This window comes from Nitrospina sp. P1_D6 (genome assembly GCF_052156615.1).
Taxonomy (GTDB): Bacteria; Nitrospinota; Nitrospinia; order Nitrospinales; family Nitrospinaceae; genus Nitrospina.
The window spans coordinates 367601-390368 of sequence record NZ_JBQKUN010000002.1 but is presented as its reverse complement, the minus strand read 5'-3'; the positions used below and the strand labels follow the sequence as shown (position 1 = coordinate 390368).

The window sequence follows — 22768 nt, the reverse complement described above, 5'->3', positions numbered from 1 at the left end:
CCTGTATTCCAAGGGCCCCGGACATCCCGAAAAACCGGCATCCCCGCGCCGGTGGTCCGGGGGCAGGTTGTGAGGCCCCGTCATGAAACATGAAATCCCAACCCGGCCGCTGTGGTTTTTTACGCGCACCAATCCGCCGGTGTTCGTGACCGCCGCGGCCATCATGTTTCTCTTCATCCTGTACGGAACCCTGTTCACCAAAACGGCGCAGGATGTTTTTACGGCGGTGCAGACGTTCGTCACCGGCCATTTCAGCTGGGTGTTCACCATCACCACCTGCCTGCTTCTGTTCTTCGCACTGTTCCTGCTGTTCAGCCCATACGGGAAAATCCGGCTGGGCAAGGACAGCGATCGTCCCGAATTCAGCTTTGCCACGTGGTTCGCCATGCTGTTCAGCGCCGGTATGGGAATCGGTCTCATTTACTGGAGCGTGGCGGAACCCATCAGCCATTACAAGAACCCGCCGATCAGCGTTCCGGAAACCGAACGCGCCGCCGAGCAGGCCATGCAGCTGACGTTTTTCCACTGGGGCCTGCACGCGTGGGCGATTTACTGCGTTGTCGGCATGGCGCTGGCGTACTTTGCGTTTCGCAAGGGACTGCCGCTGACCATCCGTTCCGCATTTTATCCCTTGCTGGGCGACCGGATTTACGGCCCGTTCGGTCACGTGATCGACATCTTTTCCGTGGTCAGCACGATGTTCGGCGTGGCAACGTCTCTCGGACTGGGTGCGATGCAGGTTAACTCCGGCCTGCATTTCATCGCCGGTGTGCCGCAGTCGGTGTGGGTGCAGGTGGCGCTCATCTCGTTCATCACGCTGATCGCCACGTTTTCAGTGATGCTGGGATTGCATAAAGGCATCAGCCGCCTCAGCCATTTCAATTTGTGGGTGGCGGGGATTTTTCTTTTGTTCGTATTTCTTGCCGGGCCGACACTTTATATCCTGACCACGTTCGGCACGACACTCGCCAACTACGCGCAGAACTTTCTCGTGCTCAGCGTCGCCAGCGAAACCATGTACGACGTGGAATGGCGTTCCAGCTGGACGACGTTTTACTGGGCGTGGTGGATTGCCTGGTCGCCGTTCGTCGGCATGTTCATCGCCCGCGTGTCACGCGGCCGCACCATCCGGGAATTCATACTCGGTTGCCTTCTCGCGCCGTGCCTGGCGACGTTCGCATGGCTCAGCGTGTTCGGCGGCACAGCGATCCACCTCGACCTGGTCGAAGGCGGCGCGATCGCCGAGGCGGTGGACAAGAACGTGAGTACCGCGCTGTTCTTCATGCTGGAATCGCTGCCGCTGGACGCCATCACCGCCACCATCGCCACCGTCGTCATCATCACCTTCTTCGTCACTTCGTCCGACTCCGGCAGTTTCGTGATCGACATGATCACCGCCGGCGGCGACCCCGACCCGCCGAAACTGCAACGCCTGTTCTGGGCGGTCACCGAAGGTGTCATTGCCATCGTGCTGCTGATTGCAGGCGGGTTGAACGCATTGCAGACCGCCGCCATCACCACCGGTCTGCCCTTCGCCATCGTTCTGATCGGCCTCATTTATGGATTGCGTATTGCGCTTCTCAACGAACGCCGCCAGCAAAAACGGGAACAGGCCACTCGCGAGCAGGAAGTCTGACGCGGCGGGTCGCGCTGTAAAAACCCCTCTATTTTCATTCGTTCTATTTCCTACATTCTCTCAGCGGGAATATCTCTTTAAATCAGCCTTAAAAAACCTTGAAGTTTCTTTCCGGGCCGATACAATTTACACGGAACTTGATTGAAATTCGGCAATTCACTCCCCCCGAAAAATGGATTGTCAGGAAAGGACACTCATGGCAGAACTCAAGACGTACAAGGACCTCGACGATGAAGCGACGCGGCACATCCTGCGCACCGCCACGACCAAGGCCCGCGAAATCGGGTCGAACATGAACATCGCTGTCGTCGGCGCGGACGGTCACCTGAAAGCCTTCTTCCGCATGGACGAAGCCTGGATGGGAAGCATCGACATCGCCATCCGCAAGGCCAAAACCTCGCGCTATTTCAATTTGCCCACGGGCGAGATCGGCAATCTCAGCCAACCGGGCGGGCCGTTTTACCAGATCGAACACTGCAACGACGGACTCATCACCTTTCCCGGCGGCGTGCCGCTGAAAACGAAAGACGGAGACGTGGTCGGCGCCATCGGCGTGTCCGGCGATGTGGTGGAGAAGGATCACGAAGTCGCCGCCGCGGGCGCGCAGTACCTGCTGGACAATTAATCCAACGGGCACAAATGCGGCAGGCATGAAGTAAGCAGGAGAAAAAAGGGATACAACGGGCAGACGCATTCTGAGGGGGGTGCGGCCGCTGCCAAGTCCTGTAAAATTTGAGGGGGGAAAATATATGGAATCGCATTGGGCCTTGCCGGAAGGCAATCCCTGGTCGACGCCGTTTGCTCAGGCGTTGTTGCATCATCTGGACCTGTTTCCCGGCGCACGGGTGCTGGACGTCGCCGCGGGCGGGGGCATCCCCGCGTTTTACATCGCGGACCAGGTGGGTCCGCAGGGGTACGTACTGGCTGTGGACATCCACCACAACCAGGTTTTGAGGGCGCGGGGCATGCAGGGCACGCGCATGCCCTGGCTTCAGTTTGAAGTGGGCGACATGCGCCAGCTGCCGCCCAACCTGCCGAAATTCGACCGCATCAGCGGCAACATCGCTTTCATGTTTTTCCGGCCGGACCGGCCCGCCGCACTCAAAGACATCCTTCAGTTTTTAAAGCCCGGCGGGCAGATCGTCCTCACCTGGCCTACCAGGGGCACGTTCGATTCCCTGTGGCAGAGAGTGGAGCGGGAGATGCGGTCGAGAAACCTGACCGTGGAACTCGAGCGCTTTCAGGAATACCTCGATGAACGGCCGTCCACCGACGACGCCCGCGCCTGGTTGTGCGAACTGGGTATGGAAAAAATCGAGACTGCGGAATGGCCGCTGGAGATCGAGACCGGACCGGGCAAGGAATTTCTCGGCCACCCGTTACTGAGAGGCGGGTTCCTGGATGACGTGTACGAATGTTTTGACGACCAGGAGAAGGCGGAAGAATTCATGCAAACCATCGCCGACGATCTCAACAGCATCCTTCCCCTCACCGCCCAGCGCGGGGTGGTGAGCGGGTGGAAACCTTGACAGCCTTCCCTTAAGTCAGAAACATTTTCCGGCTCCCCCACCCCATCGGAGCCGTTGCGCCCGCTCGCCTTCTTTCATCTTCCTTTCCCTCTGAAATCAATCTGCGTAAGAGAGATTGACTTTTATCGGCGTTTTTCCGTGAAAACCCTCGCCTCGGCTGCCGGGGATTCAGGGGGGATCGGGAGAGAAAAAACTTGACTGTGTACTAATAATGATTATGATAACCACTTTCAATAAAGGGATGTCGCCCCCATCGGGGGCGGGATCGGCTGGAGCGAGGCCCCCAGGTTCCGGGGCGCCCCCGGGATTTCCGGCCCTGAGAACGTTCCCCACACAGGCGGGGCGGTGGTTGCCGTTCTCCACATATCGTGCAAGGCGGTCCAGAGTCTTGAAACAGGTCTGGCAGGTGAAAGCCGGAACTGGACCGGAGGGGTGAATGGTTCAACTGCTTTGCTCCATCGCCGTCTTCCGGAAACGGGTCATTGCTTTCTTGAGATACCTGGAAGAACCCAATGCAGTTCAACAGTCCAAGTCAGCTAACGGGGAGGTTTCTCCGATATCATGTCCCACTCATATTATGATTCCAATTTGCACGCCGTCCTTGTTTCCAATTATGAGGACCTGAAAGCATTTCTGATCCACAAGTTCGGGTGCCGGCTTCTGGCCGAAGATGTGGTGCAGGAGACCTGGCTGAAGGTGAGCCAGCTCGCCGAGCCCCACTCGGTGGCCCATCCACGGGCGTACCTGTTTAAAATGGCCGCCAACCTGGCCATCGATCACCTGCGCTCAGAAAAATCCCGCAAGCGGCATATTTGTGTGGAATCGGTTCCGGAGGAAATTGGCAATGGCATGCCGTTGCCCGACCGGGTGATCGATTATCAACAGCGGCTCGCGGTGTTGCGCCGGGCGGTCGATGAGTTGCCCCCGCGTTGCCGGGAAGTGTTTCTGCTGCACAAGTTTGAGGATTGCACCCACGCCGAAATTGCGGAACGTCTGGATATCTCCCGCAACATGGTGGAAAAGCACATTATCCGGGGGCTGGCCCACTGCCGGGACCGTCTCCAGCAGGCTATTCAATAATCGAGGGTAAGGTATAATGGGGTCCACTGCGTCTTAGGTATAGGGGTTCATCCGAAGCCGGGTCGTCCGCCCGGTTGCAAGGACAGGCCCCACCACTTTTGACCTGAACCGTAGAGGCGACCTGCATGACCCGCGATCCGCGTGACGAACACCATTCCGTGTCCGATGAAGCCATCGCCTGGTTCACCCGTCTCCAGTCTGGAGATGTCACCGAAGAGACCCTCCGTCAATTTGAAACCTGGCGCGCGAGCAGTCCCCTTCACGCAGTGGAGTATGACCGTATCAGCTCCATCTGGAATGACCTGGACGGACTGAAGCCCGGTATCGATTCCAAATCGATTGGAAAAGAATCCCCTGTTCCCGCCTCGATGCCTTTTCCCATCCGTACGGGCACACGGGCCGGGTTCCGCGGGGGCGCTTCCCTGGTCATCCTGCTGGTGATCCTGGTTGGTGGCAGTCTCTGGTTGCCGGATGCCTGGGTGCGGATCACGAGCGACCACTACACGAATACCGGGGAGCGGAGGACACTGGCTCTGGCCGATGGGTCGACGGTTTATCTCGATACCGACTCCGCCCTGTCGGTGGAATTTTCCCCTCAAGCCAGACGGCTCGTGCTGGACCGCGGTTGCGCCCTGTTTGTCGTTGCAAAAGACATGGAACGGCCTTTCGAGGTGGTTGCCGACGGCGGTACGGTCAGGGCTTTGGGCACGGCATTCGAGGTGCGCAGGAAGTCCGGCCGCGTGGTGGTGACCGTGCTCGAAAGCAAGGTGCAGGTTGTACGCGACTCTTCGAAGGCGAACCTGGTTTCCGGACAGCAGGTTCACTATGATTCGAATGCGGGCCTTTCCGGCATTGACCTGGTGGACCGCGGGAAGATCGCCTCGTGGCGGCGCGGCAAACTGGTGTTCAACAACCAGACGCTGGCGGAGGTGATCGAAGAGGTCAATCGCTACCGCAAAGGCGCCATCCTCATCCTCGATCCAAAGCTCCGCGCTTCCAGGGTCAGCGGTATTTTCGATATCACCGACCCGGAACTGGTGCTCCACGCCCTCAAGGACACCCTGCCGATTCGTATCCACAGGGTGACCGACTACCTGATCCTCCTGGACCGGACCGAACCCCCGTCCCCAGCCGGTTGATCCCTTTTCCGAACCGATCCCGCCAAGGGTTTAGGGTCTGCACCCCTTAATGCCCCTCAAAAATTGCCATATAGTTAGATAAGTTCACATTCCCGAAGTTTTTTGCCTTTTCCGGGGTCAGGGGTCCGGGTCTTTCCATCGTTCTATAAACGAGATGCAATAACAGCGGGCACGCAATACAAAATAATGCCGCCCCGATGTCAGGGGGAGGGGTTCTTTTATCGTTTAAATAACGTAAGGCCAATCATTTTCCATTTTGCCGAATTGGAGTTGAACGATGAAAGAACAACCTGGTTTCACGGTGCGATCCCTGGATTGCGCGCCATTCTGGATTAAACTCATGTCCTCACTTTTTCTCGCGGCGTCGATGCTGGTCATGGCGCCGTCGGCCCATTCGCAGAATGCTTCCGGATCCAACCCGGAAGCAGTGTCACCTGCAGGAAGCGGGAAGGTCCAATTCAACATTCCCCCGCAGAATCTGGGGTCTGCCCTGACCCGTTTCGGTGAAACCTCCGATCTCCAGCTCATATATGACTCGGAAATCGCAACCGGTCTGAAAACCCGGGGAGTGCAGGGGGCCTATTCGCCGAAGGAGGCGATGGAAATCCTGCTGGAGGGCACGGGTCTCGACTACCGGTTTGCCAACAGCCGTACGGTGACCGTGACCAGGGTGACCACTCTGGGAAAAGTGGAGGTCTCCGCCACCCGGGGTATCGGCGAACTCATGGATTCGCCCCAGGGAGTGACCATCGTCGACCGTGAGGAGGTGGAAAAGCAACTGGTTTTCTCCAGTGACCTGGGTGACATGCTTGGCAAGACGGTGCCGGGTCTCGGTACCAGCACCGAGGGGTTGACCGATGTCGGTCAGACCCTTCGCGGGCAGAATATGTATGTCCTGATTGACGGTGTCCCGCAGACCATTCCGCTCCGCAACGGTCAGAGAAACCTGAGGACCATCGATCCGTCGGCCATCGAGCGCATTGAAGTGCTGCGCGGTTCCACCAGTGTTTACGGTCTGGGAGGCACCGGCGGTCTCATCAATATCATCACCAAGAAACCAGGTAAGGGCAAGCCTCAGTTCACCACGGATCTGACGCTGGGCTTCGCACCTGTCAGTGTGGGGCAGAGCCTCCGCAAACGCCTGATGCAGAGCGTGCAGGGCAGTGAAAAAAAATTCGATTATATTTTCAGCGTGACAGCGGAGCAGACCGGCAGCTTTTACGATGGTGACGGGGACCGCATTCCTCCCGATCCCAACGGCCAGGGTGGGCTCGCCGATTCCGACTCCTACAACCTGTTCGGCAAAATGGGTTTTGATGTGGACGAGAACCAGCGGTTTGAATTCTCCCTGAGCTTGTTCAAGATCAAGCAGGATACGGATTTTATTCTGGTAGACGGGGTTACGGGTGTGAAAAAGACCACGGCCGTCGAAGGCTCAACTCCGGGAAAAGACATGGGCACGGAAAACCTGCAGGTCAACCTCAACTACCTGAACAAGGATGTGATGGGAAGCCTGGTCAAGGGCCAGCTCTATTACCGGGATTACTTCACCCGTTTTGGATTTTTCCCAGCGCCCACCTTCGGTTCCGGCGGTCAGAACTCTTTGGACTCTCAACGAATCGGCGGACGGTTGGATGTGGAGACGCCTTTTTCCATGGGCCGCGTGCTTTGGGGATTGGACTTGCTGTATGAAGAAACGGCGCAACCCATGGAAGACGGGCGATTCTTCGTTCCCGAAATGGACCAGATCACCATCGGTCCGTTCCTGCAGACCGAAGTGGTCGTGAATGAAGCCCTGACGCTCCATGGCGGGGCCCGCTTCGAGCAGATCCTGTTTGAGGTCGACGATTACACCACCGTCTACGGCAACAATGTCCAGGGCGGCGATCTGGATTACGAACGCGCGGTGTTCAATGCGGGGGTGACGTATGCCTTTGACCAGACCCTCAGCGTGTTCGCTTCCTTCTCCCAGGGTTTCACGGTACCCGAAATCGGCCGGGTCCTGCGTAACGCTCCTGCCGGTACTTCCGTGGAGAACATTCGTCCCAAAGCGCAGGTCGTGGACAATTACGAAGTGGGTGTGCGCGGCAACTGGTCCCGGGTACAGGGAGAAATCAGCCTGTTCTACAGCGAATCGGATCTGGGCACCTCTCTCACCAGCCCGGCTTTGCCGAGCGACCCCATTCTGGTTTTGCGTATCCCCGAGCGCGTTTACGGCGTGGAGGCTTCTTTCGACACGCAGCCGGTTGACCGGTGGGAGATGGGGGGCACGCTGACCTTGATGGAAGGCGAACTGGATTCCGATAACAACGGGAATTTTGATTCCTACATGCTGGGCAACCGCATTCCCCCGCTCAAGGTGACCGGTTATGTCGAAAACCAGACCCGCCCCAACTGGCGAAACCGTTTGCAGGTGCTGTATTCCGGCAACCGCGACCGTTTCAATGGGCAGACCGGGTTTGGCAAAGGGACAGTGGGTGACTTTTATGTGGTGGATTTGCTCAGCGTTTACAAGTTCAAGGTGGGCACGTTGAAGGTGGGCATCCGGAACCTGTTGGATGAGCTGTACTTTCCGACCATTTCCCAGATGTACAACTTCAACAACCGCTATTCAGCCGGTATGGGCCGCACCATCAGCGCCACTTATTCGATCAAGTGGTGACCGGGTGTGCACATGGCCTCCGGCTCTCACGAGGAAGCGGCGGTTCGGGACGGGGGAGAAGTACAAGAAGCGGAGGTGGTGGGCACCCCGCAACGCAAATGAATTTGGGGTCCGCCCTCATTCCCCGCCCAACCGCACGTGCCCGGCTTTTTCCCGCGTTGCGGGGTCAGGGTTGGATTTGCAGCAAAGACGTTTCACCCACCTGCGATTCCAGCGTTTGCTGGATGAGGTGAATCACGCTTGCGTCCATCATCTCCATCAAGGGAGAGGGGTACAACCCAATCCCCAGCACGAGGATGGCCAACGGAATCAGCGTGACCAGTTCCCGGTTCGACAAATCCGGGAGGGCTTTGGCGGCTTCCGTAGAGGGTTCCCCCAGGGCCACCCGTTGCAGCATCCAAAGCATGTAGGAAGCAGCCAGAAGAATACCGCCGATGGAGATGAAAACCATGGCAAAGCTCACATAGGAAGTCCCTACCAGGACCAAAAACTCCCCAATGAAGTTGCAGGTGCCTGGAAGTCCAAAGGCGGCGACTGAAAAGAGGAAGAACAAGGCCACAAATCGTGGCATGGTTTTGTGCAGGCCGCCGTAATCGGAAATCGCCCGGCTGTGGGTGCGGTCGTACAATTGGCCGACCGCTATGAACAAAGCGGCGGTGGTGATTCCGTGATTGAACATCTGCAGGACGGCCCCCTGGATTCCCTGGCTGTTGAACACGAAAATTCCGAGAGTCACAAAACCCATGTGGGAAACCGAAGAGTAGGCCACGAGTTTTTTGAGGTCGGACTGCGCCAGGGCCATGTATCCTCCATAGATGATGGCTGTGACCGACAGCCACAGAATGTAGGGGGCAAAATCGGCTGAGGCTTCCGGGAACATCGGCAGGCAAAAGCGCAGAAACCCGTATCCGCCCATTTTCAGCAGGACTCCGGCAAGAATCACACTGCCCGCTGTTGGCGCTTCGGAGTGGGCGTCCGGAAGCCACGTATGGAAGGGGACCATCGGCATTTTAATGGCAAAGGCCAGAAAGAACGCGAGGAACAGCCAGAACTGCGTGCTGGAAGAATACGTTTGTTCCGACAACACCAGCAGGTCGTAAGTATGCCCGCCATTCAGGTATAGGCCCAGGATTCCCACGAGCAACAGCAGGCTTCCGGTCAGGCTGTACAAAACGAATTTGAGTCCGGCGGCGATGCGGTTCGGTCCTCCCCAGAGGATGATCATGAAATACATGGGAATCATGGTGAGTTCCCACAACATGAAAAACAGGAACAGGTCCAGGGCGGTGAAGACCACGATCATGGCGCCTTCCACCAGCAGGATCAGCGAGAGGTAGGCGCGGACCCGCGTTGTGATTCCCGTCCACGAACAAAGGATACAGAGCGGGCAGAGCAGGGCGGTGAGCATCACCAGCAGCATGCTGATGCCGTCGACACCCACCGCATACTGGATATTGAAGGTGGGCATCCATTCCATGCGCTCCACGAATTGCATGTTCTTCTGGGTGAAATCAAAGCTCTTCCAGAGTACCAGCGACAGGAAAAACTCTACCAGCGTGACGCTTAAAGCAACTCTTCGAATCCAGTTGTCATCACGAACAAATCCCAGAATGGCAATACCCAGAAATGGAACGGCAATCATCCAGCTGATCAGGTGGTCCATCAAAATGGCCATTTTAGAAACCTCCGCCACAAGGAAGTTGCAAGCCTGTGGATTTTCAAATTAGAGAGAGAGCCCTTTCCGGGGCCGCTCGCAAGCTGTTTGCCTTTTATTGCAGGGACGCACTCCGGGGTTTCATACAGCCAGGAAATACAACAAACCCGTCATGGCCCCCAACCAAAAGATCATCACCAATAATTGCCGCTGGATGGTACGGGATTCCATCTCTTGCAGTAACTGTCCCGTAGCATCGATTTTACCTGCGACTCGTTCCACTCTTTGATCCAGCATGCGAATATCGACAATTCGCCACAGCAGCCTGGCAAAACGCACAGAATAAGTTGCGATGGAATGGATGAATTGATCGATGACCCTTATGTCAACGATCCGCCACAGCAGTCTGGCGAAATACACGGAGAAATCCGCAATAGAATGGATAAACTGATCGATGATTTTTACGTCGATCCTCCGCCACAGCCAGTGCGCGAGCCGGATGGTTGGCCTTACCAGATAGGCGTCATAGATTTCATCAAAATACCCTTTATTCCAAAACAAAACATACAGGCGGCGGGTTCTCGCATTTGCTTTGGCGGACTGATGTTGATTTTGCAGCTGCCTTGAACAGGCATGGCCCCATCCCGCAATGGCCACCGCAAGAGAAGCGAAAAGCCAGAAAGGGAACCCCTGCCCGGCGGCAACTTCTCCCACTTGGACCGACGGAAAGGTCAACGCCGGAGCAAGGAAGCCGGCGAACCAGCTCCAGGCCAGAATCAACAACCCGCCGCCAATTACCGCAACCAGAAAAAGGCCGGTTAGAACGGGGGCGTTATAAAACCGCGGACGAACTGTTTGGGGCTCCACTCCATCGGGTCCTGTAGCGGATCCATAAGTTTTTGGCCCGTTGGCGAAAAGCGAGGTGACGCCTTTAAAAATATATTGAGAGGCCACAAACACCGTGATCAGGCCAATGACTTTGAACCCGATCGCAGCGGAAGCAAACCCGCTGACTCTCCAAAGGTTTTCATACGATCCGGAAAACAATACGAACGGAGGGATCAACGCGAGCATTAAAGCCCCGCCATACAAAGTCCCCATTCCTTCCCTGTGGACAGGGTGTTCATGCGTACCGTGCTCAAGGTGTTGCTCCACGGACTGCAATGCGTTTCCGGTGGATAGAAAAAAGAACGCCTTGTAGCATCCGTGGGCGAGAAGATGAAAAATCGCAACCGCAAACGCGCCCAGGCCGCAGGCCATGACCATGAACCCGATCTGGCTGATCGTGGAATAGGCCAGAATCTTTTTGATGTCCGACTGGGTCAGGGAAACGATTCCGGCAAAGACCGCGGTGGCAACGCCAATAACGGCAATGAAGGCCATGGCGGGCGGAGAAAGAACGATCAGCGGACTCAACCGAACCAGCAAAAAAGGACCGGCATTCACCATGGTGGCCGCATGAATGAGCGCCGATACCGGAGTGGGCGCCTCCATGGCAAAGGGGAGCCATACGTGAAACGGAATTTGAGCCGATTTTCCCATCGCCCCCATAAAGAGGAAGAAGGGGATGACGGTTACCGGATGGATGTGCAGTTCCAAATCCATCCACGCCAGTATATTGATGGTATGGTCCTGCATGCCCTCCGCCTGGGCAAGGATGGTCTGGATGTCGAGGGTGCCAAAAGTAAAAAAAGTGAGGATGACGCCGAAGCTGAATCCGACATCTGCAACGGCGTTGACGAGAAACGCTTTGGTGGCGGCGCGGCAGGCGGGAGGCCGTTCTGCGGCGTGAGAAATCAATAAATAGGAACAGATTCCCATCACTTCCCAGCTGACCAGCAACATCAGAAGGTTGCCGCTCATGACCAGCAGGATCATGGAGAAGGTAAACAGCGCAATGACGGCGAAAAAACGGTTGTAGCGGGAATCTCCAATCATGTAACGCGAGGAATACACATGCACAATCGTGCTCACCCCCGTGACCAGGAGCAAAAGCAACACCGTCAGCTGGTCCACAAACAGGTTCAAGTCAATGGTCAGGGCACCGGATTGAAAGAGACGGTATAGAGAAAGGGTGAAGGGTCCATTCCTCATCACCTCGATAAAAGCGGCAACGGATAGTCCGAAGGAAATGGCGATGGCGGGAATCCCGATCCGGTGACTGTTCTCGCCCCAACGGCGCCCTCCCAGCAGAAGAATGAGAGACGCCAGGAGGGGAAGCAAAGGAATGAGAACGAAAAGTGTCATTTTATTCCCTCAAAGACGCGGTGGCAGGGCCTCGTTCAACAAAAGTTGAACGATGGGTGCGCTGAACAAACCCAGAATCAGGATAGCCGCAGACGTCACTCCCAGACTCAGTTTGAATGAGATGGGGACTTCTTTGGATTGAATTTCCAATCGGGTTGAAGACTGGCGAAAAATGCGTTCAAACAGTTTGACGAAATAGGCAAGTGTCAAAAGGGTGGAGAGCAGTACCGCGGCGACGGAAACATAATCGCCCGCTTCCAGCGCTCCCAGAATGATGTACCATTTTCCAAAAAATCCACCGGTCGGCGGCAGGCCAATCATGCCCATGGCTATGATGATCAAAGAGCCGGTGAGCCAGGGAGTTTGTTTTCCAATTCGCCCGAGGTCGTCGATGGTTTTGACTCCATAAAGGCAAAACGCCACGCCGGCGAGAAAAAACAGGGCCGCCTGCATCACGGCATCGTTCATCAAATAAAAGATACCTCCGGCAAATCCCGTTTGGTTGCCCTGCCCGATTCCAATGAGGATGATGCCGATGTGCGAGATTCCGCCATAGGCGAACATCATTTTGAGGTCCCGCTGGGCCAGGGCCAGGCTCGCGCCTATGACCGCCGCCAGGGCCCCGACCACCGCCACCAGCATCAGTATCGGGATGGTATTCACAACAATGGATGCATTCAGGACCCAGTAAATGATTCTGATCCAAACCAGCAGCGCTACTTTTGTGACGAGTGGAGCCAGGATGGGGGTGATGGACTCGGGCGCGTAGGTGTAGGCTTCGGGCATCCAGGAATGAAACGGGACCATGGCCATCTTGATACCCAGTCCGATGAACATGAAAAGCAGTCCGCTCACCAGGGCTTTCGAGCTGAGCAACAGCGAAAGCCGTCCGGCCATGTCGGCCATATTCAGTGTGCCGCTCAACGCATAGAAATAGCCCACTCCCAGCAGATATAGGGAACCACCCAGGGTTCCCAGAATCAGATAGCGGAAGGAGGCAAACAGCGCTCTTCCCCCGGCGACTCCCACAAGTGCGTAACTTGAGATGGAAGCCACTTCCAGAAACACGAAAATATTGAACAGGTCTCCGGCAAATACAATGCCGGTCAGGGCGGAGACCAGGAGCATGATCATCGTGTAATAATGAACAATGCGGCCCTCCAGAGCCTGCGGGCAAGTGGAACCGGTGAACAACACGCTCAGCAAACCCAGCGCACTCAACAGCACCAAAATGACACTGGCCAGTCCATCCGCCACCCACTCAATGCCGAGAGGCGCCGTCCACCCACTGAACATATACCGGATTTCCCCATGATGGACGACGTTGTGGAGATTCAGGATGGAGATCGGTACCATGGCCGCGAGGACGGATACGGAAATGAACCAGCTCCAATGACGGTGTTTGAGGCAAACCATCGGCATGGAGATGGCCGCGAACAAGGGGAGAAGAAACAGAATTGCTGGAAGTTGGTGGCTCATTCTAGTTTCTCAAGGATTTTTTCTTCGTCCAGGCTTCCATACTTTCGATAAATCGCCGCGCACAAGGCCAATCCCACTCCCTGGATCGCCACGCCAACCACAATGGCCGTCAATGTCAGGACATGAGGCAGCGGGTTCACGTAATCGACTGCCTGCACCGGCTCCGTGACCGACAGGAGAACCGGAGCTGTCGCACCCTTCTTCGCGCTGATGGACACCAGGAAAAAAATCACGCTGGTTTGCACCAGGTACATCCCGATCAGTTTCTTGATGAGGTTGTACCGCGTGATCATGATGAAAAAGCCCCACAGGAAAATAATGACAAACGTTATAAAATTGGGCCGCTGGAAGACGGCAAGCAAGGCGTCAAACATTGATGGAGTCCTCAATGATCTCTTCGGCGGACAGACTGAACACAATGGAAACGGCGGTCACCGCAACATCGATGGCCACGCCGATTTGGGTCAGCACGATTCCCAACGACCTGCGGGAGGCGGTCTCAAGACCCGGAATTTCCAGGTTCGCGTAATTGAGAAACTCTCCACCGCCAATCATGCACAGGCCTCCCACCCCTGCATAAATCAGCATCCCGACGCCATCCCCGTGCAAAATCTTTTTGGCTAATTCGCTCCGGGAAGCATCATGTCCAAAAATCAGAACCGACAGGATCATCCCCGTGCCCAGGATCACCCCGCCTACAAAACCTCCCCCGGGTCCGTATTGTCCAAAGAACAACACATACAATCCGAAAATCTGAACCACCGGAATGAGGAACCGTCCCAGGGTCTGAACGATAATGCTGTCATGGGGCCGTATCATTTTGCATGTCTCCTAAGCAGTAAAGCGCAGGCAATGCCCGCCGCAAAAATCACAACGGTTTCGATCATCGTATCGAGCGATCGGTAGTCCATCAGCACCGCCGTCACAACATTCGGGGTGTGGGTGTCCTGATAGCTCTGCTCGATGTACGTCGGCGAAATATGAACGCTCGCCGGAGAATTCGGGTTCCTGAATTGAGGCAGGTCAATCGCGCCGTAAAGCAGAAGAATTCCCAGGAGGGGAAAAACGATCAGCGTGGTTAAAGAAGGGGGAGGGCGGCGAAGCCGGGTGTCTTTGGGCGCGGTGCCGAACAGGGTCAGTAGAAAAAGAACCGTTGCCAGACCGGCCCCCACGACGGCTTCCACGAAGGCGACGTCCACCGCTCCGAGCAATCCCCATACCAGCGACAGGAAAAAACTGTAAGAGCCCAGAAGCAGGACGGCACTCATCAAATCCTTGACCAGGATGGCGCCGGCGGCCGTGGCAATCAGAAGAATGAGCAAAAGGATATCAAATGAATATATCATGAGCTCTCCTTTTTCCAGGGTTTCAAGCCGGACCGGAGAGCCGCGCGGACCGTGGCATGGGCGATGACCGGGTTCTGGATATACAGCAGGGCCAGCACGACCATGATTTTCATCGAGTTTTTGTCCGGCCCTTCATGAAAGGCAATGCCGATCAACACCAGAAACGCCCCCAGGGAATCGGTCAGCGATACGGCGTGTGAACGACTGAACACGTCGGGCAACCGGATCACCCCGATCGCGGCGACGACCAGGAAAAACAATCCCGCTACTATGAAAACGATCGAAAAAATGTCCATGCTACGGAATCCCCCTTTGCTCCAGGTATTTGGCCACGGCCAGCGCACCGACCAGATTCAGCAGGGCGTACCCGGTCGAGATGTCGATGAACATTTCGACCCGTTCCAGATACATCCCGATGACAATGAGCAGAATGATCGCCTTGGTGGAAATGCCGTTGAGGCCCAGCACGCGGTCAAAAATGGTGGGGCCTTGCAGAACGCGGTACAGATACGCGCCAATGAGCACCGCCAGCACCACCAGAACACTGAAAAGAAACGTTGTCATAAGTCAGAATCTTCGTCTTTAAAAATATCCGCGATTTTCGATTCGATCTGCTTGCTTTGAACGTCTTCGGCCAGAACATCATCCATCGCGTGAACAATGAGGTTGTTGCGGTCCACCTCCACCGTAATGGTCCCGGGGGTCAACGTGATGGAGTTACCCAGAAGCACCACCGCGCCGTGGTGACGCAGTTTCGACTCCACGCGAATCAATTGAGGTGAAATGGGAAGCGCGGGGTGCAAAATGAGCTTGGACAAATGAAGGCTGCTTTGAACGATTTTGTAAAACAGCCACGGCAGGTACAGGAGGATTCGGGGCCATATCCGGAATTTCGGGACAAAGGAGGAGTGGCCCGCGTTCACCCAGGCCACGGCCACGGAAAGGACCAGTCCCAATCCAAGGTGAACCCATTCGAAGCTGGCGGACAGCATCACCCAGAACACAAACAGGGCCATGGATTTGAAGAACAGGAATCCGAATGATATAGGCCTGAGTCGAGATGACATAAAGGTATCCGATGCGTGTATTCCGCCGGGTGTCAGTGTATTCGCTTCATCTTATAAAGAACCAACCGTAGATATAGAGTGAATCGTCTGCGTTCCTGTCAAAGTCCTTGAGCTTGTCTTCAATGGATGTCGAATCAGAGATCGTGTATCGCCTCCCACGTTGCATCCGGATTGTACCGATGAAACTCCTGCGTGTTCGGATCCATGGCCACCAGGTTCAGCCATTGATTGTGAAGCAGCTGCTGAAGGATCGCGTGCTTTTGAATGATCGATGAAATCACGTCCGGCGCCTGTTCGATGATGGCCAGCAGCCGCATCGGTTCATGGTAATGAGCGTCCCCGTTGTTGACGGTCTGCAATGGAAACCCCATCTGCAAATCGCTCTGGGCTCCCAGCATGATCCCCACACCGCCGACGACATTGTGCAGCACCTTGCTGCCGCTTCCATGCTTCCAGGGATCGACCGCGGAAAAATAGTAGCCGGTGTTGATCCACTCGCCGACAATCAGCGGCGCCGTCATGATCTTTTCGAGGATGGCGCCCTGCGGGTCCGCAACCGGATCGTAAGAATGCAGGAAGGCGCGCCCGCCCAGGTCCAGTCCCTTGGTCCGCTTTCGCCTTGCAATGATGAACGCGCCATTGCCCGCCAGTCCCCATTCCGGCCGGGGATTGGCCCAGTCGCAACTGCGCGCGTCCACATGATCAAACGCCCGCTCGGGAGAAATCTCCGTCGGCGCACGGGGTATGCGGCGGCACCGCTCCAGCGCCTGCATCGCGCCGGCCTTTTCGAGATCCTCCTGCAACGCCCGCAGGTCGTCCCGGTGCGAACCGGGCAATTCCTCCAGGTCGTAAAACTCGACGCGGTCCGTCGTCGTGTTGTGTTTGCCCGGCAGGAACCATGTGTCATCGGGAACCGGCAATCCCTTTTCCTTCAGGATGCGCCGGACCGCCGGTTCGTTCGCCATCGCCGCAAACACGCGCGCGTTGGCATCGCCCGGCTTTCCGCCGCAGGCCCCGCAATCCAGCGCGCCGTAATAGGGATTGTTGTCCGTCTCACTGCCATGCCCGCAAAGACAAACCAGCCGCGCGAAGTTCCGCGTCAGCCCCATGGCGCGCAACCCGTTTTCAATGAACGTCGCCCGCTCGGTGAGGGAAAACCCCGCGGCCAGCCCGTCCGGGATTCCGTCCCCGGCCACTTCTCCTGCACGCGGGCTTTGGGGATCGGTAGCCGCGGATATCGTGACGCGCGTGGGAACCTGGTACGTCAGCCCCTTCCCGATGGCGGAGGTGAGCGCGCGAAACGATTTGCGAAGCAGGGTCTTGCCCACCAGCCCCAGGCTGAAAAAGAATCCCAGCGCATCGATCACCATCATCGACCCGATGGGATGGTGCTTCATGTCATGAAAGAAATGGTGACCCAGCCGGCCCCAGCGGGTATTGGAAGAATACTTTTCCAGCGCCGCGACTTCTCCCGGCCGCGGTGTTTCCATCACCGCATGGTTGGGGGTCAACAGCACCGGGCACAGGGACGCGCGTTGGTCGCAATCGAAAGGCTGGTGATTGATGGGAATGCCAAAGAAGCCCGCGAACCCGAACGTTTCGTAAGGACCCTGCGCTTCAACATGGCGGCGGAACGATTCCGAACGCACGTCGATGCAAAACACCAGTTGCGCATGGGGACGCGTTTCCGGTTCGGCCACCGTGCCGCGGTGCCTGGCGATTTTCCCCAGTATATTCTCGCGAAAAGAATCTTCGTACGCCTCGATCCACACCCGCCCGTGCCGATCCGAAGGAAACTCGTCCAGCCACTGCAAAAGCGTCCGGGCGTCGGCCGGAGAAAGATTGCGAACGTCTTCCGGCGTCAACTCGAGGAACTGCGCCAGGTGGAACAGCCGCCACGCATCCCGGCACAACGTCTCTTTGACCGGGTTGGCGGCGTGCGCAGCGTGACCCATCCGCTCGCGGTATTCTTCGGGCCGTTCCTTCCAGTAATCGGTCAGCGCCGCAACCGTGCCATCGATCCCCCATTCCTGCCGGCACCGGTTGTGCACCAGCTCCGCTTCGTAGAACAGGCGCACCGCCAGGTACTGCGTCGTGTCGATCGGGTGTTTCTGTTGCGCGTGGTACGTCGGGTGCTCGCCGAGCCACCGGATGTAGCGCGTCCAGCCCGGCAGCTGCGACAGTTGCCGCGCGAGGTAATCCTTCCACTGCGCTTCGGGAACCTTCAGCCGGTGCAGGCTGGAAAGGATGGCGTCCTCCGCCGCTTCCGGAAGGCCGCGCACTTTTCTGGAGAAGTCCTTGATGCCGATCAGGCGCGCCGAAAAATCATCCGGCGCGAGGTCGCGCCAGGCGTGGTAGAACCCTTTTTCCCGGCCGGGCATGGGCCAGCCGGACAACCCTTCATCGAGGAACGCCGCCACCCATTTGATGAGCTGGTTGTTGACCTCCTCGACCACCCCGCCCGCGGCAAGGCGGTCCACCCAGTCGCTCAGGGTGCGTTGCGGCGGCAGGGAAATGGATTCGGTTGTTTGTGATTGTGTGTTCCCGGAGGTGGGGGATGCGGCAGGGGAAGATTCAGTTAGCTCGAGGGCGGCGGTGACGCTTTCCCATAACTGTGTCAGGCAGGTTGCCTGCGGATGCGCGCCGGGCGGGCATCCGGTGATGTGTTTTTCGATGATGCGTTGACGGGAGGCTTCGGGCAGGTCGGCCCGGAATTGCCGGGTGGCCCCGCCTCCGCCCAGCTCCCAATCCAGAAGCGGCGGCGGCAACGCCTCGAAGCCGTAAAGCACGTGCAGTTGCCAGACCTCTTCCGGAGCCACCGCGCGCTTTCCTATCTCTAAAGGAACCCGCCCGTCGGCGCGGGGCCCGGCGCGGGAGAACGCGCGCTCGAAACTTTTTTGGGTGATGCGGCCGTTGCGGTGAAACTGTCGGTATTCGTCGTTGGGGAGGTAGCCGTTGCCGCCCAGCAGGTCCTTGCCCTTGCGCACCGCCTCATCGAACGGCAGGTATTCCAGTCCGTGCAGCGGGTTCTGCGCCACCATCGTCCGCATGGGCCAGAACGGGGCGATCGGCTCGCTGGCGTTCAGCACCACCTGCCGCACCTGGTCGCGGATTTCCCGGGAAAGGGACTGCACTGAAATCGTACTCATAGAGAGCGATCCATGGGTTCAGCCTCGTCAAGTTCGTCCCGTGCGGGGATCACACGGTGCGTTCCGTTATTCATTTGTTGATGAGCCGGATCAGGTCATGCACCTCGCGGTGTTTTTCGATGGCATGCCGAAGCGGCTTGTGACTGAAAACCTTGTATACGTTTCTCCTTCCGTCCCGGTGGTGATTCAGGTAGCCGTCCGCCTCCAGCTCGCCGATGATGCGTTGCACGGCGCGTTCGGTGATGCCCACCTCCACCGCGATGTCCCGTATCCGTTCGGACGGGTTTCTGGCCAGGCACAACAGAACGTGCGCATGGTTGGTCAGAAACGTCCACGACGGAGCGATTATTTTGCTGTCATCTTCCACCACGACCCTGTGCGGCCCCGGCCAGTTCCCCGGGACCCAGCCTGCGGTTTCAGGAATCGAAATATCCCGATATCAGAATACATGAAATACGATACCTGAAATTCATTTCATAGGTCAACCAAATTAAATAGCCCGCGGGCACAAACCCGTCCCCGGTTTCAGGCCTGAAAGGCGGGCGCGTTCCCCAACCCCGCCCTACCGTTCGCTACCTTCCAGTTATAGAACGGGTTGCGGATTCCACCGAGTTGCGCGTTTTAATGAAAATTTGAATATGGGGGGCTTGGTTGGATGGGGGGAGAGGGGAGGGGAAAAATAAACGGGAGTACGGAAAGGTTTGCCACCGAGCCAGAAGTGCCTTTCGAGGACCAGACTGGTGAAATGAGTTTCATTCAGTTGGTAAATTTCAATATTGGAAATGAAGTTTTACCACGACAAAGGTTTATGAAAGCTCCCTTTTTCATCGGATAATTGGTCTGGAAATTGCGAATTATTTAAATGTTCTCGATTTACTCGAATTGTAAAGTCTGCATATCTTTTTAATTGAGTGCTGGACTTTTTGTGTGGATTCAATATTCCTATTTTTTTATGGAATAAAGTTTTTACAACCTTAATTGGTTCATACAAATCAGAATCGTTGGAAATGATAACAGCAAGCTCAAAGTTGTTTTGAAACGCATCAACTAAAAGGTGGGTGGCCAAATTAACATCAGATCCCTTTTCTTCAGTTTTGAGCACATTTTCAAATCTTATTGGGTTGGAGTTAGCTACGGGCATTCTTACGGTATGGGATAAAAAATGTCCAAAATGAATTTCAAAATTTGGAATGGTCCTTAAGGCCCTAAAATAAATTTGTTGCCTCAAGGGCTGTTCGGGGTCATGTGGTTTTCCTTTTACTTTGGCAGTAAAATATTTAATTTTATCAATGTTTTCGTTCGGCAAAATTTCTTGGCAGAGCTTTCTAAAGTCTAGCCATTTATAAGGTGTGCCTTTTGTGCATCCGTAATAGAAGTTAAATCCATCAATATAAACGTTTACCTTTTGATTAGGCATGTAGAAAAACTTAGCAGAATTCGGGTGAAATTTGTAAAATTACTTGACAAAAGTAAGGCAAAATTTAATATTAATGATAGAAATCCCCCCCAATTCTAAGAGTTGGGGTGCGAGGCCGATAGGGTTATCCCTATCGGCCTCCGTGTTTTAGGGATAGTTCTATCCTCCCCACCTTTTGCCTAAGGCATAATATCCTCCATTATTTTTTTTAATTTTCCCGCTAAGTTAAAAAGCGGATCAAGCTTTAAGAATTTAAATTGGTGGGTTAATAGCAAAGAAAAAAGCCGGTGAGAGGACTCGAACCCCCGACCCACTGATTACAAATCAGTTGCTCTACCAACTGAGCTACACCGGCATGTCTGGCTGGATTTCAGGAAAGACCGGAAACTCCCACCTGCAAGTTCCCCGCTAAGTATATCTCAACCTGCGAAATTTTAAAGCCCTGTCCGCCACTCCGCTCCCCGCGCACCCAAACCGGGGTGTCCCCCGCGCCCGCACGGGCTTGAGGACCGCGCCGCAATGCCGTATGCTGAGGCGCATTTTTTTCGGTTCCGATTGCTCCCTGCTCCCCGCTGACCCGCATGAGGACTCATTCTCCGCTCATATTCACGATCCTGTTGCTCGCGTTCGCCCTGGCCTTCGCGGCGCCGCACCCGGTCCGCGCCGCGGATGCCGACCTCCCCGCGTTTTTCCGCGACAGCACCCTGCACGGCAACGTGCGCGCGTACTTCCAGTCGCGCGACTTCGCCACCCGCCCGTATTCCTCCGTCGCCTCCGTCGGCGGCAAACTGGTGTGGCACACGGGGGAAACGTACGGCTGGAGCGGCCGGGTCGGGTTCTACACCGCCAACGGGTTCTCCCTTTCCGGCGATGGCGAGCCGCCGTCCAACGGCGCGCTCACGGTGGACAACAACGCCGTCTTCGCCGAAGCCTTCCTGCAATACCAAAGCGACGCCACCCGCCTGCGCGCGGGACGGCAGACGGTGAACACGCCGTTCATCAATCCCGCCGACGCGTTCATGATTCCGTTTCACGTCGAGGGCCTGGCGTTGCGGCACCGGTTGCGGATGGACGTCACCCTGCACGCCATCCACCTGGACAAGGTGAAGAACCGGCAGGAGGACCAGTTCGACGACGCGGGCGCGTTCGTCACCGGCCGCCTCACCGGCACGCCGGTGCAGACCGACGGCGTCAGCGTGATCGGTGCGGACTGGCGGCGCAAACACATGCGCCTGCAGGTGTGGGAGTACTGGTTCTGGGATCTGTTCCACCTGTTCTTCTTGCAGGGCGAGGTGACCCTGCTCCCCGATGCCGACGTGCGGCCGTTCCTGAAATTCCAGTTCGGCCGCGAGGACGACGTGCAGGCCGCGTTTCTCGGTGCGGTGCGGTCGACACTCTACGGCGCGCAGGCGGGGGTGGAGGGATACGGTGCGCTGTTCCGCGTCGGGTGGAACTACATCCCCACCGAGCCCGGCACGTTCCGGAGCGGCAGTTTTTTATCGCCGTACAACTTTTCCACCGACGCGCTGTTCACCAACAGCATGATGCAGGGCCTCACCGTGAAGCCCACCGTGCAGGCAGGCTGGGCGGTGAAGGCAACCGCCCTCTACCGTTACGGCGAGGAGTGGATGGTGAAGCTCAGCCACGCGCATTACGACCTGCCGGAAGAAGTGGGCGGCGCGGACTCCGCCGAGACGAACTTCGACATCCGGTACCGCTTCCAGGAAATGCTGAAAGGGTTCTCCATCCGCTACCGTTTCGGCGTCATCACCGCCGACCGCGCCGACGAACGCTTCGCCGATCACCGCGTGCAGTTGCAGTACGCGTTCACGATTTTCGAGTGACGGGGTGCGTTTGTGGGCGAGCGGGAGCGGGAGGGATCACTGCACGAGTTCGGGGTTCATCCACAAGGCGATGCCGATGAGGATGAGCGCGATGGCGATGGCGAAGAAGAATCCCGTGTGGATGAAGATGTGGAACCAGCGCGGTTCCCTGTACGTGAGGTAGCGGAAGAATTTCTTCTTCTGCGGCGGGCGCGGGATCGCGGTTTGCGGGGTGGTGTGTGTGGTGTCGGCCATGATGTTCCTCCTTGTGGGAAAAGGTTCCTTATATATAAAGGTAGGAACCCGGCCCGGTTCGACGCCACTCTTTCTGAGGGGGAGGTATGGGAGGAGCGTTTAAATAGTGAACGGTTTCAGGACGTTCGCCCGCTTTGGCGAAAATGGCGTGGGGGGAGGCAAGAGGGAAAAATGGAGCCGACGAGCGGATTTGAACCGCTGACCTACTGATTACGAATCAGTTGCTCTACCAGCTGAGCTACGTCGGCTTGCTTGGGTTGGAGGTGATTATTTAAACGGTTTTGG

General features: G+C 56.6%; 20 protein-coding genes and 2 tRNA genes. 7 read left to right on the top strand and 15 right to left on the bottom strand.

Features of this window, described 5'->3' with window-relative positions:
* Positions 1–82 precede the first annotated feature (82 nt).
* The 6 genes from ACTRXA_RS05415 to ACTRXA_RS05390 all read left to right on the top strand — a co-directional run bounded on the left by ACTRXA_RS05415 (position 83) and on the right by ACTRXA_RS05390 (position 8046).
* Positions 83–1636: a BCCT family transporter gene (locus tag ACTRXA_RS05415; RefSeq protein WP_442426184.1), complete on the top strand. Its 1554-nt coding sequence runs from the start codon at positions 83–85 to the stop codon at positions 1634–1636.
* Positions 1637–1832: 196 nt separating this feature from the next.
* On the top strand, positions 1833–2261 hold the full coding sequence (locus tag ACTRXA_RS05410; RefSeq protein ID WP_442426183.1) for a GlcG/HbpS family heme-binding protein: 429 nt from the start codon (positions 1833–1835) through the stop codon (positions 2259–2261).
* Between the two features lie 79 nt (positions 2262–2340).
* The gene (locus tag ACTRXA_RS05405; protein ID WP_442426182.1) at positions 2341–3165 is read left to right on the top strand and encodes a class I SAM-dependent methyltransferase; all 825 of its coding nucleotides are present in this window, start codon (positions 2341–2343) and stop codon (positions 3163–3165) included.
* Between the two features lie 561 nt (positions 3166–3726).
* Entirely contained in the window at positions 3727–4245 is a 519-nt protein-coding gene (locus tag ACTRXA_RS05400) for an RNA polymerase sigma factor (RefSeq protein WP_442426181.1), read from the top strand.
* A gap of 125 nt (positions 4246–4370) precedes the next feature.
* Positions 4371–5384, top strand: a complete 1014-nt coding sequence (locus ACTRXA_RS05395; RefSeq protein WP_442426180.1) for a FecR family protein — start codon at positions 4371–4373, stop codon at positions 5382–5384.
* A gap of 340 nt (positions 5385–5724) precedes the next feature.
* Positions 5725–8046 carry a TonB-dependent receptor domain-containing protein gene (locus tag ACTRXA_RS05390; RefSeq protein WP_442426179.1) on the top strand — a complete coding sequence of 774 codons (2322 nt, stop codon included), beginning with the start codon at positions 5725–5727 and terminating at the stop codon, positions 8044–8046.
* Positions 8047–8212: 166 nt separating this feature from the next.
* Here ACTRXA_RS05390 and ACTRXA_RS05385 read toward each other — a convergent pair whose 3' ends face one another.
* From ACTRXA_RS05385 to ACTRXA_RS05325, 13 genes are all read right to left on the bottom strand, one after another.
* Entirely contained in the window at positions 8213–9721 is a 1509-nt protein-coding gene (locus ACTRXA_RS05385; protein WP_442426178.1) for a complex I subunit 4 family protein, read from the bottom strand.
* Positions 9722–9841: 120 nt separating this feature from the next.
* On the bottom strand, positions 9842–11947 hold the full coding sequence (locus ACTRXA_RS05380; protein ID WP_442426177.1) for an NADH-quinone oxidoreductase subunit 5 family protein: 2106 nt from the start codon (positions 11945–11947) through the stop codon (positions 9842–9844).
* Positions 11948–11956: 9 nt separating this feature from the next.
* Positions 11957–13426 carry a complex I subunit 5 family protein gene (locus ACTRXA_RS05375; RefSeq protein ID WP_442426176.1) on the bottom strand — a complete coding sequence of 490 codons (1470 nt, stop codon included), beginning with the start codon at positions 13424–13426 and terminating at the stop codon, positions 11957–11959.
* On the bottom strand, positions 13423–13800 hold the full coding sequence (locus ACTRXA_RS05370; RefSeq protein ID WP_442426175.1) for a cation:proton antiporter subunit C: 378 nt from the start codon (positions 13798–13800) through the stop codon (positions 13423–13425). Before ACTRXA_RS05370 ends, ACTRXA_RS05375 begins: the two co-directional genes overlap by 4 nt.
* On the bottom strand, positions 13793–14245 hold the full coding sequence (locus ACTRXA_RS05365) for an MnhB domain-containing protein (RefSeq protein ID WP_442426174.1): 453 nt from the start codon (positions 14243–14245) through the stop codon (positions 13793–13795). The genes ACTRXA_RS05370 and ACTRXA_RS05365 overlap by 8 nt, the downstream gene beginning before the upstream one ends.
* Positions 14242–14772, bottom strand: coding sequence for a DUF4040 domain-containing protein (locus ACTRXA_RS05360; protein ID WP_442426173.1), 531 nt, complete (start codon positions 14770–14772; stop codon positions 14242–14244). Before ACTRXA_RS05360 ends, ACTRXA_RS05365 begins: the two co-directional genes overlap by 4 nt.
* Positions 14769–15068, bottom strand: a complete 300-nt coding sequence (mnhG, locus tag ACTRXA_RS05355; protein ID WP_442426172.1) for a monovalent cation/H(+) antiporter subunit G — start codon at positions 15066–15068, stop codon at positions 14769–14771. The genes ACTRXA_RS05360 and mnhG overlap by 4 nt, the downstream gene beginning before the upstream one ends.
* Position 15069: 1 nt before the next feature.
* Positions 15070–15336, bottom strand: coding sequence for a monovalent cation/H+ antiporter complex subunit F (locus ACTRXA_RS05350; protein WP_442426171.1), 267 nt, complete (start codon positions 15334–15336; stop codon positions 15070–15072).
* A complete protein-coding gene (locus ACTRXA_RS05345) occupies positions 15333–15839 on the bottom strand; it encodes a Na+/H+ antiporter subunit E (RefSeq protein WP_442426170.1) in 507 nt (168 codons plus the stop codon). The genes ACTRXA_RS05350 and ACTRXA_RS05345 overlap by 4 nt, the downstream gene beginning before the upstream one ends.
* Before the next feature lie 134 nt (positions 15840–15973).
* Positions 15974–18988, bottom strand: a complete 3015-nt coding sequence (locus ACTRXA_RS05340) for a DUF2309 domain-containing protein (RefSeq protein WP_442426169.1) — start codon at positions 18986–18988, stop codon at positions 15974–15976.
* 70 nt (positions 18989–19058) lie between these two features.
* Positions 19059–19358, bottom strand: coding sequence for a helix-turn-helix transcriptional regulator (locus ACTRXA_RS05335; protein WP_442426168.1), 300 nt, complete (start codon positions 19356–19358; stop codon positions 19059–19061).
* Between the two features lie 420 nt (positions 19359–19778).
* Positions 19779–20405, bottom strand: coding sequence for an NYN domain-containing protein (locus ACTRXA_RS05330; RefSeq protein ID WP_442426167.1), 627 nt, complete (start codon positions 20403–20405; stop codon positions 19779–19781).
* 282 nt (positions 20406–20687) lie between these two features.
* Positions 20688–20760 (bottom strand) — tRNA-Thr (locus ACTRXA_RS05325).
* A gap of 226 nt (positions 20761–20986) precedes the next feature.
* Between ACTRXA_RS05325 and ACTRXA_RS05320 the strand changes: the two genes are divergently transcribed.
* Positions 20987–22249 (top strand): OprD family outer membrane porin, encoded by a 1263-nt coding sequence (locus ACTRXA_RS05320; RefSeq protein ID WP_442426166.1) that lies wholly within the window; start codon positions 20987–20989, stop codon positions 22247–22249.
* Positions 22250–22285: 36 nt separating this feature from the next.
* Here the strand turns inward: ACTRXA_RS05320 and ACTRXA_RS05315 are convergent, their stop codons facing one another.
* Positions 22286–22483 (bottom strand): hypothetical protein, encoded by a 198-nt coding sequence (locus tag ACTRXA_RS05315; protein ID WP_442426165.1) that lies wholly within the window; start codon positions 22481–22483, stop codon positions 22286–22288.
* A 172-nt stretch (positions 22484–22655) separates the two neighbouring features.
* Positions 22656–22731 (bottom strand) — tRNA-Thr (locus ACTRXA_RS05310).
* Positions 22732–22768: the final 37 nt, after the last annotated feature.

What these genes read in the sequence shown, in the direction of transcription:
- ACTRXA_RS05400 (WP_442426181.1), top strand. Translation starts at nt 3,727, where the DNA reads ATGTCCCACTCATATTATGATTCCAATTTGCACGCCGTCCTTGTTTCC.
- ACTRXA_RS05315 (WP_442426165.1), bottom strand. Translation starts at nt 22,483, where the DNA reads ATGGCCGACACCACACACACCACCCCGCAAACCGCGATCCCGCGCCCG.
- ACTRXA_RS05410 (WP_442426183.1), top strand. Translation starts at nt 1,833, where the DNA reads ATGGCAGAACTCAAGACGTACAAGGACCTCGACGATGAAGCGACGCGG.
- ACTRXA_RS05345 (WP_442426170.1), bottom strand. Translation starts at nt 15,839, where the DNA reads ATGTCATCTCGACTCAGGCCTATATCATTCGGATTCCTGTTCTTCAAA.
- ACTRXA_RS05330 (WP_442426167.1), bottom strand. Translation starts at nt 20,405, where the DNA reads ATGCCTAATCAAAAGGTAAACGTTTATATTGATGGATTTAACTTCTAT.
- ACTRXA_RS05385 (WP_442426178.1), bottom strand. Translation starts at nt 9,721, where the DNA reads ATGGCCATTTTGATGGACCACCTGATCAGCTGGATGATTGCCGTTCCA.
- ACTRXA_RS05360 (WP_442426173.1), bottom strand. Translation starts at nt 14,772, where the DNA reads ATGATATATTCATTTGATATCCTTTTGCTCATTCTTCTGATTGCCACG.
- ACTRXA_RS05375 (WP_442426176.1), bottom strand. Translation starts at nt 13,426, where the DNA reads ATGAGCCACCAACTTCCAGCAATTCTGTTTCTTCTCCCCTTGTTCGCG.
- ACTRXA_RS05395 (WP_442426180.1), top strand. Translation starts at nt 4,371, where the DNA reads ATGACCCGCGATCCGCGTGACGAACACCATTCCGTGTCCGATGAAGCC.
- ACTRXA_RS05320 (WP_442426166.1), top strand. Translation starts at nt 20,987, where the DNA reads ATGAGGACTCATTCTCCGCTCATATTCACGATCCTGTTGCTCGCGTTC.
- ACTRXA_RS05380 (WP_442426177.1), bottom strand. Translation starts at nt 11,947, where the DNA reads ATGACACTTTTCGTTCTCATTCCTTTGCTTCCCCTCCTGGCGTCTCTC.
- ACTRXA_RS05350 (WP_442426171.1), bottom strand. Translation starts at nt 15,336, where the DNA reads ATGACAACGTTTCTTTTCAGTGTTCTGGTGGTGCTGGCGGTGCTCATT.
- ACTRXA_RS05415 (WP_442426184.1), top strand. Translation starts at nt 83, where the DNA reads ATGAAACATGAAATCCCAACCCGGCCGCTGTGGTTTTTTACGCGCACC.
- ACTRXA_RS05390 (WP_442426179.1), top strand. Translation starts at nt 5,725, where the DNA reads ATGTCCTCACTTTTTCTCGCGGCGTCGATGCTGGTCATGGCGCCGTCG.
- mnhG (WP_442426172.1), bottom strand. Translation starts at nt 15,068, where the DNA reads ATGGACATTTTTTCGATCGTTTTCATAGTAGCGGGATTGTTTTTCCTG.
- ACTRXA_RS05370 (WP_442426175.1), bottom strand. Translation starts at nt 13,800, where the DNA reads ATGTTTGACGCCTTGCTTGCCGTCTTCCAGCGGCCCAATTTTATAACG.
- ACTRXA_RS05365 (WP_442426174.1), bottom strand. Translation starts at nt 14,245, where the DNA reads ATGATACGGCCCCATGACAGCATTATCGTTCAGACCCTGGGACGGTTC.
- ACTRXA_RS05340 (WP_442426169.1), bottom strand. Translation starts at nt 18,988, where the DNA reads ATGAGTACGATTTCAGTGCAGTCCCTTTCCCGGGAAATCCGCGACCAG.